This is a genomic window from Pseudomonas sp. NPDC089530, assembly GCF_050280705.1.
Taxonomy (GTDB): domain Bacteria; phylum Pseudomonadota; class Gammaproteobacteria; order Pseudomonadales; family Pseudomonadaceae; genus Aquipseudomonas.
The window spans coordinates 1-14,455 of record NZ_JBNNVU010000119.1 but is presented as its reverse complement, the minus strand read 5'-3'; the positions used below and the strand labels follow the sequence as shown (position 1 = coordinate 14,455).

The window sequence follows — 14,455 nt, the reverse complement described above, 5'->3', positions numbered from 1 at the left end:
CTTCCCTGACATGCAGTGGCAGGACGAGGACGTCAGCCGCCTGGGCCTGGTCCAGCACTTGCTCGGCGACTTCCTGGAACACCGTCCTACAACAAGGCTAACGTGACCAAGCCGGTTGTTTCCTACATCGCTGGTGTGACTGCTCCTCCGGGCAAGCGCATGGGCCATGCTGGCGCAATCATCTCTGGCGGCAAAGGCACTGCAGACGAGAAATTCGCTGCTCTGCAAGACGCAGGCGTGAAAACCGTGCGTTCGCTGGCAGACATCGGCAAGGCCCTGGCCGAGCTGACTGGCTGGACCGTCAAGTAAGCCTCGCGCTCAACTGACGTTCTACCGACAAAGGCCACCTTCGGGTGGCCTTTGTGCTTTCTGACAGTCAGGAACGACCTGTCGCGAACAGGGTGGCTCCTGGAGCAGCCTTGGATAGAGGCTAATGGCCATTTATCTATATAAACGCGACACGTAAATGTCGCTTATCGGACAGTTCGCCCTCAAACAGTGCGTTTGTCTTACAGATTCGGTAGTCTAGCCGCCTCTTTTGCGTCTGCGTCCCACAAGGATGCTGCGCGCTAAACGGGTCAGTCCTATACGGACCGACAGCATTTCCCTCATCCATAAGGGAAATCCCTCTCTAAATTCCGATTCAGTAGTGTGGTATTTCCTTAATGAAAGTGTTGAAAGGCCAGGACATTCTGGCGCTTGGTTTTATGACCTTTGCCCTCTTCGTCGGGGCAGGCAACATCATCTTCCCGCCTATCGTCGGCTTGCAGTCCGGACCTAACGTCTGGATCGCGGCGCTGGGCTTTCTGATCACCGCGGTAGGTCTGCCGGTGATCACCGTCGTCGCGCTGGCCAAGGTCGGTGGGGCGATGGATGCGCTGAGCAGCCCGATCGGCAAGATCGCCGGTGGCCTGCTGGCGGCGGTCTGTTACCTGGCGGTGGGGCCGCTGTTCGCGACGCCGCGTACCGCCACCGTGTCCTTCGAAGTGGGCCTGGCGCCCCTGACCGGCGAAAGCCCGCTGGCGTTGTTCCTCTATAGCTCGGCCTACTTCCTGCTGGTGTTCTTCATCTCCCTTTACCCGGGGCGCCTGCTGGACACGGTGGGACGTTTCCTCGCGCCGTTGAAGATCATCGCGCTGGCCGTATTGGGTATCGCCGCGTTCGCCTTGCCGGCCGGCGATATTGGTACCGCCACCCCTGAATACGTCGCGGCGCCGTTCTCCCAGGGCTTTATCAATGGCTACCTGACCATGGATACCCTGGGCGCGCTGGTATTCGGCATCGTCATCGTCAACGCCATCCGTTCCCGCGGCGTCGAATCGCCACGCCTGATCACCCGTTACGCGATCATCGCCGGGCTGATTGCCGGGGTAGGGCTGGCGCTGGTGTATGTCAGCCTGTTCCGCCTGGGTTCGGGCAGCCACGAAGTGGCGGCCGGCGCCACCAACGGTGCGGCGGTGCTGCACGCTTATGTGCAACATACCTTCGGCTCCCTGGGCAGCGGCTTCCTCGCCGTACTGATTTCCCTGGCTTGCCTGGTGACCGCGGTCGGCCTGACCTGCGCCTGCGCCGAGTACTTCAGCCGCGTACTGCCGCTGTCGTACAAGAGCCTGGTGGTGATCCTGGCGGCGTTCTCGCTGCTGGTGTCCAACCTGGGACTGACCAAGCTGATCGCTTTCTCCATTCCGGTGCTGACCGCCATCTACCCGCCGTGCATCGCCCTGGTGGCCCTGAGCTTCTGCAAGGACTTCTGGAATGAGCAGGGCCGTATCGTTGGCCCGGTGATGCTGGTGTCCTTCCTGTTCGGCCTGGTGGACGCTCTCAAGGGCGCTGGCTTGGCGGACTGGATGCCAACCGAGCTGGCCCACCTGCCGCTGAGCGAACAGGGCCTGGCGTGGCTGGTGCCTTCGGTCATGACCCTGGTGGTCGCGGTGGTCTGCGACCGCCTGCTGGGCAAGCGCCGCGAAGCGCTGGCCTAAGCCGCTATCCGCCCCGGGCCCGTCACGAGCGGGCGCTGGTAGCCCCCAAAAGCCCCGTATCCCGCGATACGGGGCTTTTTTATGGGCGGCCTATGGTGTCTTTTTTCTTCATTCAACGTCGAAGCAGTGCTTGTTGCATCCGTACTCCGCCAACGCCTATCCGGGAACCTGCATGTCGTTCGTCGAAGCCAATCTGATCCACCTCATCGCTGCACTCTGGTTTGTCATCTGCTGGGGCGGCTATACCCGCTATGCGACGTGGAAAGGCCGCGACACCGCGTGCCTGGCCAGCGTGCTGCACCTGTACCGGGAAGACTGGATGCGCCGCATGCTGCTGCGCGACAACCGCATCGCCGACGCCAGCGTGATCGGCAATCTGGAGCGCAACGCCTCGTTCTTCGCCTCCAGCACCCTGATCATCCTCGCCGGTATCCTCACCGTGCTCGGCGCTTCCGAGCGTGCGGTGTCGCTGCTGGCCGACATTCCCATGGTCCAGCAGGCCTCCCAGGGCATGTCGGAGATCAAGCTGCTGTGCCTCGCCATGCTGTTCGTCTACGCCTTCTTCACCTTCAGCTGGTGCATGCGCCAGTACAATTTCGCAGCCATTCTCGTGGGGTCGGCGCCGATGATCGGTGAGCGGCATGTCTCCGAGCAGGAGCGCAAGGCCTTTGCCCTGCGGGCCGCGCGGGTGATCTCCATGGCCGCCAACCAGTTCAACTTCGGCCTGCGTTCCTATTACTTCGGGATGAGCATGCTGGCCTGGTTCGTCAGCCCCTGGCTGTTCATGCTGATGAGTGCCGGTGTGGTGCTGGTGCTGTACCGCCGAGAGTTTCATTCCGACGTGTTGGAGGTGATGGTCTATACCCCTACGGAGGCGCCATCGCCCGAGGTGAACAAGGAGACGGTCTGATGAGTATCGCGTTCTGGTGTATGTTGATCAGCGCACTGTTGATTTATGTGGCGCGCATGCCGGTGGCCAAGGCCATGCAGGAGCAGGGCGGTTACAACAATCATCTGCCGCGTCAGCAACAGGCCCAGCTCACGGGGTTTGGCGCCCGGGCGGTGGCGGCGCACCAGAACAGCTTCGAAGCCTTCATGTTGTTCGCGGTTGGGGTCCTGATGGCTCATGTGACCCAGACCCAGGGCTGGTTGATCGACACTTTGGCAATCGTCTTCGTGATCGCGCGGGTTATCTATCTGCTGTGTTATTGGGCGGACCTGGCCTGGCAACGCAGCCTAATCTGGTTTATCGGCCTGATGTGTTCATTGTTGTTGATGACAAGTCCGGCTTTTCGCAGCCTGCTGGCTTAGAGGTTATTCCAGACACAATAAAGCCCGCACTAGGCGGGCTTTATTGTTGCTGCACTAAAACCGGATTAGTTGGTTTTAGGAGCGGCTTCCTTGGCAGCGTCTTCAACGGCTGCTTTGCTCGAATCAACCTGAGCTTTGGCGGCTTCGGCGGTTTCTTTTGCCGCTTCGCTCACTTTATCCTGTGCTTCGTTCATTTTCTGTTGAGCTTGCTCAGCGTGTTGGTTGGCATCTTGAGCTTTGTCCTCGGCTTTTTTATCGCAGGCAGCGAGACCGAGGGAAGCGGTCAACATCAAGGCAATAGCTAAAGTCTTACGCATGGGGTGTTTCTCCTTATTGAAGATATCTTCTGGCCTTTCGAGCACGGCTCTACGGGTTAAGTTCCTTGAAACCCCAAGATATATAAAGTGCCAGCAACATTGAACTTTTCCCTATTGAGCCAACTGAGCACTTTGCTCATCCGCTAGAGAGTTGCCGTATGGAGCAGAACCCTATTTTTGAGCGGGCGACAAGGTTCTTGTCGGCGCTGCGGCATTGCCAGGTGTTGGCCATGAGCGTGCACAGCGCGTCAAAGGAAGGCATTACCCTGATGCTGCCTTACCGCTCGCAGATCGTCGGTAATCCGCAGACCGGAGTGATTCACGGCGGCGCGCTGACCTCGTTGATGGACAGCGCCTGCGGCATGGCCACCCTGTGCGTCCTGCCGGAGTTCGAAGTCTGTCCGACCCTGGACCTGCGCATCGATTACATGCACCCGGCGCAGCCGGGCAAAAGCGTGTATGGCTTTGCCCAGTGCTATCGGGTGACCACCGATGTCATCTTCACCCGCGGTTTTGCCTATCAGGATGATCCCGAGCAGCCCATCGCCCATGTGGTGGGCACTTTCATGCGCATGGGCAAGGGCATCAAGGGCGCCAAGGGTTTAGCCGGCGCGATCAAGGGGGAGCAGCCATGAGCGAGGATTTCCAGGGCCGGCTGCAACGTGCCCACGAGCAGGGCGATTACGCAGAGTTGCTGCAGCTGATTCCCTACGCCCAGCTGATCGGCATCGAATGTTCGCGGCAGGGCGATGAGCTGTTGTTTCGCCTGCCGGCCAACCCGGACAACATTGGCAATCCGTTGCTGCCGGCCCTGCATGGCGGGGTGATCGCCGGCTTCATGGAGCTGGCGGCGGCCCTGCATCTGTTGATCTTCACCGGTTCGCCGGGAGTGCCGAAGATCATCGACTTTTCCCTCGATTACCTGCGCGCCGGACAGTTTCGCGACACCTATGCCAGGTGCCAGCTGTGCCGCCAGGGGCGGCGGGTGGCGAACGTGGCCATCACCGCCTGGCAGAGCCGCGCGCAGGAGCCGATCGCGACCGCTCGCGCACATTTCAAGCTGGAAGAAAGCCTGGCCCCTTGAAATCTCAGGTATAGCCCCCAACTCAGTGGACATCCCGCCGTAGACCCTTCGGGCGCGGCTTATGCCATCTGATTGGAGTTTGATGACCATGAGTGTGGAAACTCAAAAGGAAACCCTGGGCTTCCAGACCGAGGTAAAGCAACTGCTGCACCTCATGATCCATTCGCTGTATTCCAACAAGGAAATCTTCCTTCGCGAACTGATCTCGAACGCCTCTGACGCCGTCGACAAATTGCGCTTCGAAGCCCTGTCCAAGCCTGAGTTGCTGGAAGGTGGCGCGGAGCTGAAAATCCGTGTGAGCTTCGACAAGGACGCCAAGACCGTCACCCTCGAAGACAACGGTATCGGCATGAGCCGTGACGATGTGATCACCCACCTGGGGACCATCGCCAAATCCGGCACCGCCGATTTCATGAAGAACCTCACGGGCGACCAGAAGAAGGACTCGCACCTGATCGGTCAGTTCGGCGTAGGCTTCTATTCCGCCTTTATCGTCGCCGACAAGGTCGATGTCTTCAGCCGTCGTGCCAGCCTCGCGGCCAGCGAAGGCGTGCACTGGTCCTCCAAGGGCGAAGGCGAGTTCGAAGTCGCGACCATCGACAAGGCCGACCGCGGTACCCGTATCGTCCTGCACCTGAAGTCTGGCGAAGACGAGTTCGCCGATGGCTGGCGCCTGCGCAACATTATCAAGAAGTACTCCGACCATATCGCCCTGCCGATCGAGCTGCCCAAAGAAGCGGCTGCTGCCGAAGGCGAGGAGAAGCCGGCCGTCGAATGGGAAACCGTCAACCGCGCCAGCGCCCTGTGGACCCGTCCGCGTACCGAGATCAAGGACGAGGAATACCAGGAGTTCTACAAGCACATCGCCCACGATTTCGAGAACCCGCTGAGCTGGAGCCACAACAAGGTCGAAGGCAAGCTGGAATACAGCTCGCTGCTCTACGTACCGGCCCGCGCGCCGTTCGACCTGTACCAGCGCGAAGCGCCGAAAGGCCTGAAGCTCTACGTGCAGCGCGTGTTCGTGATGGACCAGGCCGAGTCCTTCCTGCCGCTGTACCTGCGCTTCATCAAGGGCGTGGTCGACTCCAACGACCTGTCGCTGAACGTGTCGCGGGAAATTCTGCAGAAAGACCCGATCATCGACTCCATGAAGTCGGCGCTGACCAAGCGCGTGCTGGACATGCTGGAAAAACTGGCGAAGAACGAGCCTGAGCAATACAAGGGCTTCTGGAAGAACTTCGGCCAGGTGATGAAGGAAGGCCCGGCGGAAGACTTCGCCAACAAGGAAAAGATCGCCGGCCTGCTGCGCTTCGCTTCCACCCAGGGCGACGACGGCGAGCAGAACGTGTCCCTGGCCGATTACCTGGCGCGCGCCAAGGAAGGTCAGGACAAGATCTACTTCCTCACCGGCGAATCCTACGCCCAGGTGAAGAACAGCCCGCACCTGGAAGTCTTCCGCAAGAAAGGCATCGAAGTGCTGCTGCTCACCGACCGCATCGACGAGTGGCTGATGAGCTACCTCAACGAATTCGACGGCAAGAGCTTTGTCGACGTGGCGCGTGGCGACCTGGACCTGGGCAACCTGGACTCGGAAGAGGACAAGAAGGCTGCGGAAGAAGTCGCCAAGAGCAAGGAAGGCCTGGTGGAGCGGATCAAGACCGCCCTGGGCGAGAGCGTCAGCGAAGTGCGGGTTTCCCACCGCCTGACCGACTCCCCGGCGATCCTGGCGATCGGCGAGCAGGACCTGGGCCTGCAGATGCGCCAGATCCTCGAGGCGAGCGGGCAGAAGGTGCCGGACTCCAAGCCGATCTTCGAATTCAACCCGGCTCACCCGCTGATCGAGAAGCTCGACGGCGAGCAGAGCGACGAGCGTTTCGGCGATCTGTCGCACATCCTCTTCGATCAGGCGGCCCTGGCCGCCGGCGACAGCTTGAAGGACCCGGCCGCCTACGTGCGTCGTCTGAACAAGCTGCTGGTTGAACTGTCGGTTTAATCAGGTCGCAGGAAAAACCCGCTTCGGCGGGTTTTTTCATTCCGCTGTTTGCACATCAGGAGTCTGAAATGAGCCAAGTCACTGTTCGTTCCCTGGTCTACCAGATCGATGGTCAATCCTATGAAAGTCGCCTGGCGTTCGATGCCAGCCTCAAGGGCCCGCGTCCGGGGCTGCTGATGGCGCCGAACTGGATGGGCGTCAGCGCCGGTGCCGAGAAGATCGCCGAGGCGGTGGCGGCCAAGGGGTATGTGGTGCTGATCGCCGACCTGTACGGGCAAAAGGTTCGCCCGAGCAACGGCGACGAAGCAGGTGCCGCCATGATGCCGCTGAAGAATGACCGGGCCTTGCTGCGCCAGCGCATGCAGGCGGCCTTCGAGGTGCTGCAGAGCCAGCAGGAAGCGGCGGTGGACAAAGCGAAGCTAGCCACCTTCGGCTTCTGCTTCGGCGGCTGCTGCTCCCTGGAACTGGCGCGCAGCGGTGCGCCGGTGAAAGCCGCGGTGTCCTTTCACGGCACCCTGGATACGCCGAACCCGGCCGATGCGCAGAACATCAAGGGCTCGGTACTGGTGCTGCACGGCGCCGCCGACCCACTGGTGCCGAAAGAGCAGTTGCCGGCCTTCGAGGCGGAAATGAATGCGGCAGGTGTGGACTGGCAGCTGCTGAGCTACGGCGGCGCGGTGCATTCCTTCACCGATCCCCACGCCAATGTGCCGGGCATGATGATGTACGACGCCAGGACCGCGGGCCGTGCTTTCACCGCGATGCATAACCTGCTGGACGAAGTGTTCAAGGGCTGAGCTCCTGGCGTGAAAAAGCCCGCTGTGCCGTGCAGGCAGAGCGGGCTTTTTTGTCCCTGTTTACCCCGTCAGATCCGCGTCAGCGCCTGGGCCAGGTCGGCGCGCAGGTCCTCGACATCCTCGACCCCCACCGACAGACGCACCAGCCCGTCGCCGATACCGAGCTGCGCCCGGGTTTCGGCAGGGATGCTGGCGTGGGTCATGATCCCCGGATGCTCGATCAGGCTTTCCACGCCGCCCAGGCTCTCGGCCAGGGCGAAGATCCGCACGCTCTCGAGAAAACGCCTGGCGCCGGCCAGGTCGCAGTTCAGGTCGATGGAAATCATCCCGCCGAAGCCGCGCATCTGCCGTCGCGCCAGTTCGTGCTGCGGGTGTGACGGCAGGCCCGGATAGTAGACGCGCGCCACTTGCGGCTGGCGCTCCAGCCATTGCGCCAGCTCCAGGGCGTTGCTGCAGTGGCGCTCCATGCGCAGCGCCAGGGTCTTCACCCCGCGCAGAGTGAGAAAGGCATCGAACGGCCCGGCAATGGCCCCCACCGCGTTCTGCAGGAAGCCCAGGCGCTCGGCCAGCTCGGGGTTCTGCCCGACCACCGCGATGCCGCCGATGACGTCGGAGTGGCCGTTCAGGTACTTGGTCGTCGAATGCAGCACGATATCGAAGCCCAGCTCCAGCGGCCGCTGGATCCATGGGCTGGCGAAGGTGTTGTCGGCGACGCAGATGATCCCTCGCGCACGGCAGATGCGCGCGATGGCGGCAAGGTCGGTGAGGCGCAGCAGGGGGTTGCTCGGGGTCTCGACCATGACCATCCGCGTATCGTCCTGCAGCGACGCCTCGAAGGCCGAGAGGTCGGTCAGGTCGACGAAGCTGAAGCGGTGCCCGGCGCTGCGTTGGCGCACCTTGTCGAACAGGCGGAAAGTCCCGCCGTACAGGTCATTGCCGGAGACGATGTGCGCGCCGGCGTCGAGCAGTTCGAGCACGGTGGAAATGGTTGCCAGTCCGGAAGCGAAGGCAAAGGCCCGGGTGCCGCCCTCGAGGTCCGCCACGCAACGTTCCAGGGCCCAGCGCGTGGGGTTGTGCGAGCGCCCGTAGTCCAGGCCCTTGTGCACCCCGGGGCTCTGCTGGGCATAGGTGGAGTTGGCGTAGATCGGCGGCATCAGCGCCCCGGTGGACGGGTCCGGGGTCTGTCCGGCGTGGATCACACGGGTGGCGAAGGCGCGTGGGGTAGCGGTTTTATCGTTGTGACTCATGGGAGGGACCTGCGTAGGTGATTGAGCATATCGACGCGGGTGATCAGGCCGTAGAAGCCCGAGGCGTCGGCAATGATCGCCACCAGCCCGCGACCGAGTTCCGCCTCCAGGTCGGCCAGGCTGGCACCAGGAGGGAGGGTTTCCAGTTTGTCGGTCATCGCGCTGGCCACGCTCAAGCGAAAGTGCGAAGCATCTTTATGTACGCCCAGCAGGATATCCGATTCGTCGATCACCCCCACCAGTCGTTTACCGTCCACCAGTACCGGCAGTTGCGACACATCGGCCAGGCGCATGCGCTGGAAGGCGGTGAGCAGGGTGTCGTCCGGGCCCACGCTGATCACCCGGCCGTCTTCGAAGCGCCGGGCGATCAGGTCGCGCAGGTCGCCGTAGCGCTTGCGTTGCAGCAGGCCCTGGTCGTTCATCCATTGGTCGTTGTAAACCTTCGACAGGTAGCGGGTGCCGGTGTCGCAGACAAAGCTGACGACCCGCTTGGGCTCCGTCTGCTCGCGGCAGTAGCGCAGGGCCGCCGCCAGCAGGGTGCCGGTGGAAGAGCCGGCGAGAATGCCCTCGGCGCGCAGCAGCTGGCGGGCATGTTCGAAGCTTTCTTCATCGCTGATCGAGTAGGCCTTGCGCACGCTGGAAAGGTCGGCGATGGACGGTATGAAGTCTTCGCCGATGCCTTCCACTGCCCAGGAGCCGGGCGTACCCAGGGTACGGCTACGGCTGTATTCGGCCATCACCGAGCCCACCGGGTCGGCCAGTACCATTTCCAGGTCCGGTTGCACCCGGCTGAAGAAACGGGTCAGGCCGGTCAGGGTGCCGGCCGAGCCGACGCCGACCACGATGGCGTCCACATCGTGCTGGGTCTGGGCCCAGATCTCCGGCGCGGTGCTGTATTCGTGGGCCAGCGGATTGGCCGGGTTGTTGAACTGGTCGGCGAAGAAGGCGCCGGGAATGTCCTTGGTCAGGCGCGCGGCGACGTCCTGGTAGTAGTCAGGGTGGCCCTTGCCGACGTCGGAGCGGGTGACGTGCACTTCGGCGCCCATCGCCTTGAGGTGCAGGACCTTCTCGGTGGACATCTTGTCCGGCACCACCAGCACTACTCGGTAACCCTTGGCGCGGCCGACCAGGGCCAGGCCGAGTCCGGTGTTGCCGGCGGTGGCCTCGACTATGGTGCCGCCGGGGCGCAGGCGGCCGTCGCGCTCGGCGGCGTCGATCATCGCCAGGCCGATGCGGTCTTTGATCGAGCCGCCGGGGTTCTGCGATTCAAGCTTGAGGAACAAGGTACAGGGGCCGGTATCGAAACGGGTGACACGCACCAGGGGCGTGTTACCGATCAGTTCGAGCACGGCAGGACGGGAGTTGTTCGGCATATTAGGGCCTCGTAGCGGAAGTCCGCACTGTATGGGCAGCGACCTGCGGCGAGCCATCGCGCGCGAGTCGCAAATAATGCAACGCATGGACCTTAGGCCGGGATCCCGCTACCCGCAACCGCGCGTGGCCAGTTTGGTTGCATCGGTTGGCTGCCCTGTGTGCTGGCCGTTACAGAGGTTGCGGTGGGGCCTTGCCTTTGGGCAATTCGATTCTTTCGCTTTCTCCCGGCACCGTCGGCCAGTCGCCGGCGGCCCAGCGCTGGCGGGCTTCGTCGATACGCGCCGGGTCGCTGGACACGAAGTTCCAGTTGATCCGCCGTGGACCGTCCAGCGGCGCGCCGCCGAACAGCACGGCGTGGCAGTCGCTATCGGCGAACAGGGTCGGGGTGGTGCCGGCCGGCAGGACCACCAGCGCATGGGGCTCGATCGATTCGCCGTCCAGTTGGGCCTCGCCGTCGAGCACGTACAGGGCGCGCTCCTCGTGTTCGGCGGGAATCAGCAGGGTGGTCGCGGTCTGCAAATGCAGTTCGGCGTACAGGGTCGGGGAGAGCACGGGGACCGGCGACTCCAGGCAGAAGCCGCTGCCGGCGATCAGGCGGATGCTGACCCCGAGGTTGTCGCTGACCGGCAAGGTCGCGGCCGGGTGATGGCTGTAGTGTCCCGGGCCCTGTTCCTGATCCTTGGGGGAGGCCAGCCAGACCTGCAGGCCATGCATGCTGAAGTCGCTGTCGAGCAGCGCCTGCGGGGTGCGCTCGACGTGGGCGATGGCGCTGCCGGCGGTCATCCAGCTGACGTCTCCCGGGCTCACCATCTGGTCGGAGCCCAGGCTGTCCTTGTGCTGGATCTGCCCCTGGAACAGGTAGGTCAGGGTCGACAGACCGATGTGCGGATGCTGGCGGATATTCATGCCTTTGCCCGCCGGGTAACGGGTGGGCAGCATGTGATCGAAAAACACGAAAGGCCCGACGCTGCGGCATTGGGCCGAGGGCAGCGGGCGCAGGATGGGTTGGCCTTCGACGTCCTCCACACGGGGACGGATCACGAGCGGTGTGTTCATGGTGCATTCCAGGCTGATCGGGTTATGCCCGGGAGCATAACCCGCCTGGACGGGCGTTGGCGCTATTGGCTGAACGCGCCTTCGGAGAGGTGGGTCTCGATACTCACCTCGGCGGTGGTCATCAGCTTGTGCACCGGGCAGCGGTCGGCGACGCGATGCAGTTCCTCGCGCTGGGCGTCGGTCAGCACGCCCTTGAGGGTCAGTTTGACGTGCAGTGCGTACTTGCCTTTCTGCTCCTGGCTGTTGTCGTGCTTGACCTCGACCGTGACGCCGGTGAGCGGAATATCCTTCTTCTGTGCGTACAGCTTGAGGGTCAGGGCCTTGCAGGCGCCCAGCGCGGCATCGAAGAAGTCGTGGGGTTCCGGCGCGGAACCTTCGCCGCCGAGGGCCTTGGGCAGGTCGGCGAACAACTGGTGATCGTCGATCTGGATGCTGTGGCGGAAACCTTCGCTGGACTCGGTGTTGACGGTGATAGTCATGGCGGACCTCGGGCAGTGGTGAGTGGGCGCAACGGACGTTGAAAGGTGGTGCAGTTATAGAGCATTCCGCTGTCCGTGCGTTCCACTTTTTCTGTGCCGTGCTGCCTGGGGCGCGCTTTGCCTGGCGCCGGTCGATGGCAGCGATGCAGGTTTGTCATCAGCCTGTCATGCCGGCGTCATAGGCTCGCGCCATCTCAATCAAGGAGCGCGATATGCACCTCACCCGTTTAAGCGCAGTGGCGGCGCTGATGCTGTTCAGTGGCCTGGCCAGTGCCGAAGTCCGTGTCGAAGGCCCGGTGGAATATGGTGTGTTCGAGGGGCCGAAGGCGGCGTTGCAGTCGGGTGAGCGGGTGCTGCGCCGCAGCAACGAAAACATCGAGCGCACCGAGGTCGTGCCGGCCCGGCTGGGCACCAAGTTCGGCCTGCGCTATCAATTGGCCGGCAAGGTGGCCGACGACGTGCCGCTGACCCTGCTGTATTTCACGCCCGGTATCCGTACTCCGGATGGCCTGCGCCACGACAAGTTCGAAGTGACCCAGAAACTGGTGCCGGGCGCGCCGCAGGATGTCATGGCTTACGAATTCACCGAAAGCCACGAAGTGATCCCCGGCGAATGGCATTTCATGGTGTTCCAGGGCGACCGTTTGTTGGTTCAGCAGCGTTTTACCGTACGCTGAATCGTTTGTGCCCAGGTATCGAAGTGCTTGGGCGTTTTGATATCACGTTTTTGTCTTAAGCAAATTTTCCGTGACCCGATACTTTCAACAGCAGCCCGCTGCATGGCGAATGCAGCGCTATTGGAAGGAACCGGAGAATGAGCATCAGAAGTCTCAACATCGCACCGCGCGCGGGGCTGGGCTTCGGCCTACTGGCGTTGATGGTGCTTGGCCTGGGCGCGTTCGCCCTGCTGCAGATGTCGAACATGCGCGCACAGTCCGACGAAGTCGACAACAACTGGCTGCCCAGTGTGATGTCGGTGGGCGAGATGAATCAGGACCTGCTGCGGATCCGCGCGCTGACCATGCGCCTGCTGATCAACCGCAACCCCCAGGCCCTGGCGCAGAACGAAAGCAAGCTCAATGAGATCAAGCGCGGCATGGTGGTGGCCCAGGAGCGCTATAACGCGCTGATCGTGCTGCCGCAAGAGCGCCTGCTGTTCGATCGTTTCAAGGCCGCCGAGAAGCGTTACCTCGAGCATCAGAGCGAGGTGGTGGCGCTGTCGCAGCAGGGGCGGGTAGAGGATGCGGTCGCGGTGGTCAACGGCGAAATGAGCCAGTTGGCCGATGAGTTGGCGGGCACCCTCAATGAACTGGTGGCGCTGAACCGGGATAACGCCAACCTGGCCACCGAGCTGGCCCGGGGCGTGTTCAACAGCGCCAAGGTCTGGGTCGTCGTGATGATCGTGATCGCCGGCCTGATGACCATTGTCCTGGCCTTGCTCCTCACCCGTAGCATTGTGCTGCCGCTCTCGCAGTCGCTGAGCGTGGCTGAAGTGGTGGCCGGCGGCGACCTGACCGAAGACATCCGCATCCACGGCAAGGACGAGCCGGCCCGCCTGCTGCAGGCGCTCAAGGCCATGCAGAACAGCCTGCGCGAGACCATCCGGCGTATCGCCGACTCCTCCAGCCAGCTGGCCTCCGCTTCCGAGGAGCTCAATTGCGTGACCGAGGACGCCACCCGTGGCCTGCATCAACAGAGCCAGGAAATCGAGCAGGCGGCGACGGCGGTGAACCAGATGACCGCCGCGGTGGAGGAGGTGGCCAGTAATGCGGTAGCGACGTCCGAAGCCTCCCGCCAGTCGGACCGGATCGCCCAGCACGGACGCGAGCAGGTGCAGCAGACGGTGCAGTCCATCGAATCCCTGGCCGAGGATGTGACCGCCAACGCCGCCCAGGTCGAAGAGCTGGCGCAGAAGGTGTATGGCATCAGCAAGGTGCTGGATGTGATCCGCTCGGTGGCCGAGCAGACCAACCTGCTGGCGCTGAATGCGGCCATCGAGGCGGCGCGGGCCGGAGACGCCGGACGCGGCTTCGCGGTGGTGGCGGATGAGGTGCGGGCGCTGGCCCATCGCACCCAGCAATCGACCCAGGAAATCGAGCAGATGATCGGCGGTATCCAGCAGGGCACCGATCAGGCCGTCAGCTCCATGCAACAGAGCAACAGCCGGGCCCGTTCGACCCTGGAACTGGCCAAGGCGGCCGGGGCGGCGCTGGAGGAGATTGCCGGGGCGATCACCCTGATCAACGAGCGCAACATAGTGATCGCCAGTGCTTCGGAAGAGCAGGCGGCGGTGGCCCGGGAGGTGGACCGCAACCTGATGAACATCCGCGACTTGGCCCTGCAGACCTCGGCCGGGGCCAACCAGACCAGCGCCGCGAGCCAGGAACTGTCACGGCTGGCGGTGGACTTGAATACGCTGGTGGCGCGGTTCTCGGTGTAGGCACAAGGGTTTCACGGCCCAATAAAAAACGCCCCGAACCAGTCGGGGCGTTTTTCATGCGGCGAAAGCGGGGCTTACTTGCCCTGCCAGCGCTTCAGGACCAGGGTGGCGTTGGTGCCGCCGAAGCCGAAGCTGTTGCTCATCACGGTATCGATCTTGGCGTTTTCGCGGGTCTTGGTCAGCACCGGCAGATCGGCCACTTCCGGATCCAGCTCGTCGATGTTGGCGGAGCCGGCAATGAAGTTGCCTTCCATCATCAGCATGCAGTAGATCGCTTCGTGAAGCGGCCGGGCTGATCGCCTCGAGCGGCAAGACCTTGTGCAACTGCAAGAACGTCAGCCAGAGCGCGGTCTGTGCCGGGATCTCCCGCGGCCTGGA

Annotated in this window: 14 protein-coding genes and 3 pseudogenes; 11 read left to right on the top strand and 6 right to left on the bottom strand. The window is 62.8% G+C overall.

Annotated features, from left to right (window positions below):
* Positions 1 to 84: 84 nt before the first annotated feature.
* The 4 genes and pseudogenes from ACQKQA_RS27400 to ACQKQA_RS27385 form a co-directional block, all read left to right on the top strand.
* Positions 85 to 309 (top strand): annotated as a pseudogene (locus tag ACQKQA_RS27400) (succinate--CoA ligase subunit alpha); the annotation flags it as partial.
* Positions 310 to 665: 356 nt separating this feature from the next.
* Positions 666 to 1,979 (top strand): branched-chain amino acid transport system II carrier protein, encoded by a 1,314-nt coding sequence (gene brnQ / locus ACQKQA_RS27395; protein ID WP_427564322.1) that lies wholly within the window; start codon positions 666 to 668, stop codon positions 1,977 to 1,979.
* Between the two features lie 172 nt (positions 1,980 to 2,151).
* Positions 2,152 to 2,889 carry a DUF599 domain-containing protein gene (locus tag ACQKQA_RS27390; RefSeq protein WP_427564321.1) on the top strand — a complete coding sequence of 246 codons (738 nt, stop codon included), beginning with the start codon at positions 2,152 to 2,154 and terminating at the stop codon, positions 2,887 to 2,889.
* Complete coding sequence (locus ACQKQA_RS27385) at positions 2,889 to 3,290, top strand: MAPEG family protein (protein ID WP_427564319.1); 402 nt, start codon at positions 2,889 to 2,891, stop codon at positions 3,288 to 3,290. Before ACQKQA_RS27390 ends, ACQKQA_RS27385 begins: the two co-directional genes overlap by 1 nt.
* A 65-nt stretch (positions 3,291 to 3,355) precedes the next feature.
* On the opposite strand, the gene ACQKQA_RS27380 is transcribed toward ACQKQA_RS27385, so the two are convergent.
* A complete protein-coding gene (locus ACQKQA_RS27380; protein ID WP_427564317.1) occupies positions 3,356 to 3,607 on the bottom strand; it encodes a hypothetical protein in 252 nt (83 codons plus the stop codon).
* Between the two features lie 158 nt (positions 3,608 to 3,765).
* On the opposite strand from ACQKQA_RS27380, the gene ACQKQA_RS27375 reads away from it, so the two are divergent.
* From ACQKQA_RS27375 to ACQKQA_RS27360, 4 genes are all read left to right on the top strand, one after another.
* Positions 3,766 to 4,242, top strand: a complete 477-nt coding sequence (locus ACQKQA_RS27375) for a PaaI family thioesterase (RefSeq protein WP_427564315.1) — start codon at positions 3,766 to 3,768, stop codon at positions 4,240 to 4,242.
* A complete protein-coding gene (locus tag ACQKQA_RS27370; protein WP_427564313.1) occupies positions 4,239 to 4,691 on the top strand; it encodes a PaaI family thioesterase in 453 nt (150 codons plus the stop codon). The genes ACQKQA_RS27375 and ACQKQA_RS27370 overlap by 4 nt, the downstream gene beginning before the upstream one ends.
* Before the next feature lie 88 nt (positions 4,692 to 4,779).
* Entirely contained in the window at positions 4,780 to 6,684 is a 1,905-nt protein-coding gene (htpG, locus tag ACQKQA_RS27365; protein ID WP_427564311.1) for a molecular chaperone HtpG, read from the top strand.
* Between the two features lie 68 nt (positions 6,685 to 6,752).
* Positions 6,753 to 7,481: a dienelactone hydrolase family protein gene (locus tag ACQKQA_RS27360; protein ID WP_427564309.1), complete on the top strand. Its 729-nt coding sequence runs from the start codon at positions 6,753 to 6,755 to the stop codon at positions 7,479 to 7,481.
* Positions 7,482 to 7,549: 68 nt separating this feature from the next.
* On the opposite strand, the gene ACQKQA_RS27355 is transcribed toward ACQKQA_RS27360, so the two are convergent.
* The 4 genes from ACQKQA_RS27355 to ACQKQA_RS27340 form a co-directional block, all read right to left on the bottom strand.
* Positions 7,550 to 8,728, bottom strand: a complete 1,179-nt coding sequence (locus ACQKQA_RS27355; protein WP_427564307.1) for a trans-sulfuration enzyme family protein — start codon at positions 8,726 to 8,728, stop codon at positions 7,550 to 7,552.
* Positions 8,725 to 10,101: a pyridoxal-phosphate dependent enzyme gene (locus tag ACQKQA_RS27350; RefSeq protein ID WP_427564305.1), complete on the bottom strand. Its 1,377-nt coding sequence runs from the start codon at positions 10,099 to 10,101 to the stop codon at positions 8,725 to 8,727. The genes ACQKQA_RS27355 and ACQKQA_RS27350 overlap by 4 nt, the downstream gene beginning before the upstream one ends.
* 169 nt (positions 10,102 to 10,270) lie before the next feature.
* The gene (locus tag ACQKQA_RS27345; RefSeq protein WP_427564303.1) at positions 10,271 to 11,158 is read right to left on the bottom strand and encodes a pirin family protein; all 888 of its coding nucleotides are present in this window, start codon (positions 11,156 to 11,158) and stop codon (positions 10,271 to 10,273) included.
* A gap of 62 nt (positions 11,159 to 11,220) precedes the next feature.
* Positions 11,221 to 11,637 carry an OsmC family protein gene (locus tag ACQKQA_RS27340; protein ID WP_427564302.1) on the bottom strand — a complete coding sequence of 139 codons (417 nt, stop codon included), beginning with the start codon at positions 11,635 to 11,637 and terminating at the stop codon, positions 11,221 to 11,223.
* A 212-nt stretch (positions 11,638 to 11,849) separates the two neighbouring features.
* Between ACQKQA_RS27340 and ACQKQA_RS27335 the strand changes: the two genes are divergently transcribed.
* From ACQKQA_RS27335 to ACQKQA_RS27325, 3 genes and pseudogenes are all read left to right on the top strand, one after another.
* On the top strand, positions 11,850 to 12,314 hold the full coding sequence (locus tag ACQKQA_RS27335; protein ID WP_427564300.1) for a DUF3859 domain-containing protein: 465 nt from the start codon (positions 11,850 to 11,852) through the stop codon (positions 12,312 to 12,314).
* A 137-nt stretch (positions 12,315 to 12,451) separates the two neighbouring features.
* Positions 12,452 to 13,222: pseudogene (locus ACQKQA_RS27330) on the top strand (MCP four helix bundle domain-containing protein); the annotation flags it as partial.
* Positions 13,214 to 14,077 carry a methyl-accepting chemotaxis protein gene (locus ACQKQA_RS27325; RefSeq protein WP_427564324.1) on the top strand — a complete coding sequence of 288 codons (864 nt, stop codon included), beginning with the start codon at positions 13,214 to 13,216 and terminating at the stop codon, positions 14,075 to 14,077. The pseudogene ACQKQA_RS27330 and the gene ACQKQA_RS27325, both read left to right, overlap by 9 nt.
* A gap of 74 nt (positions 14,078 to 14,151) precedes the next feature.
* Here the strand turns inward: ACQKQA_RS27325 and ACQKQA_RS27320 are convergent.
* Positions 14,152 to 14,370, bottom strand: a pseudogene (locus ACQKQA_RS27320) (beta-ketoacyl-ACP synthase I); the annotation flags it as partial.
* Positions 14,371 to 14,455: the final 85 nt, after the last annotated feature.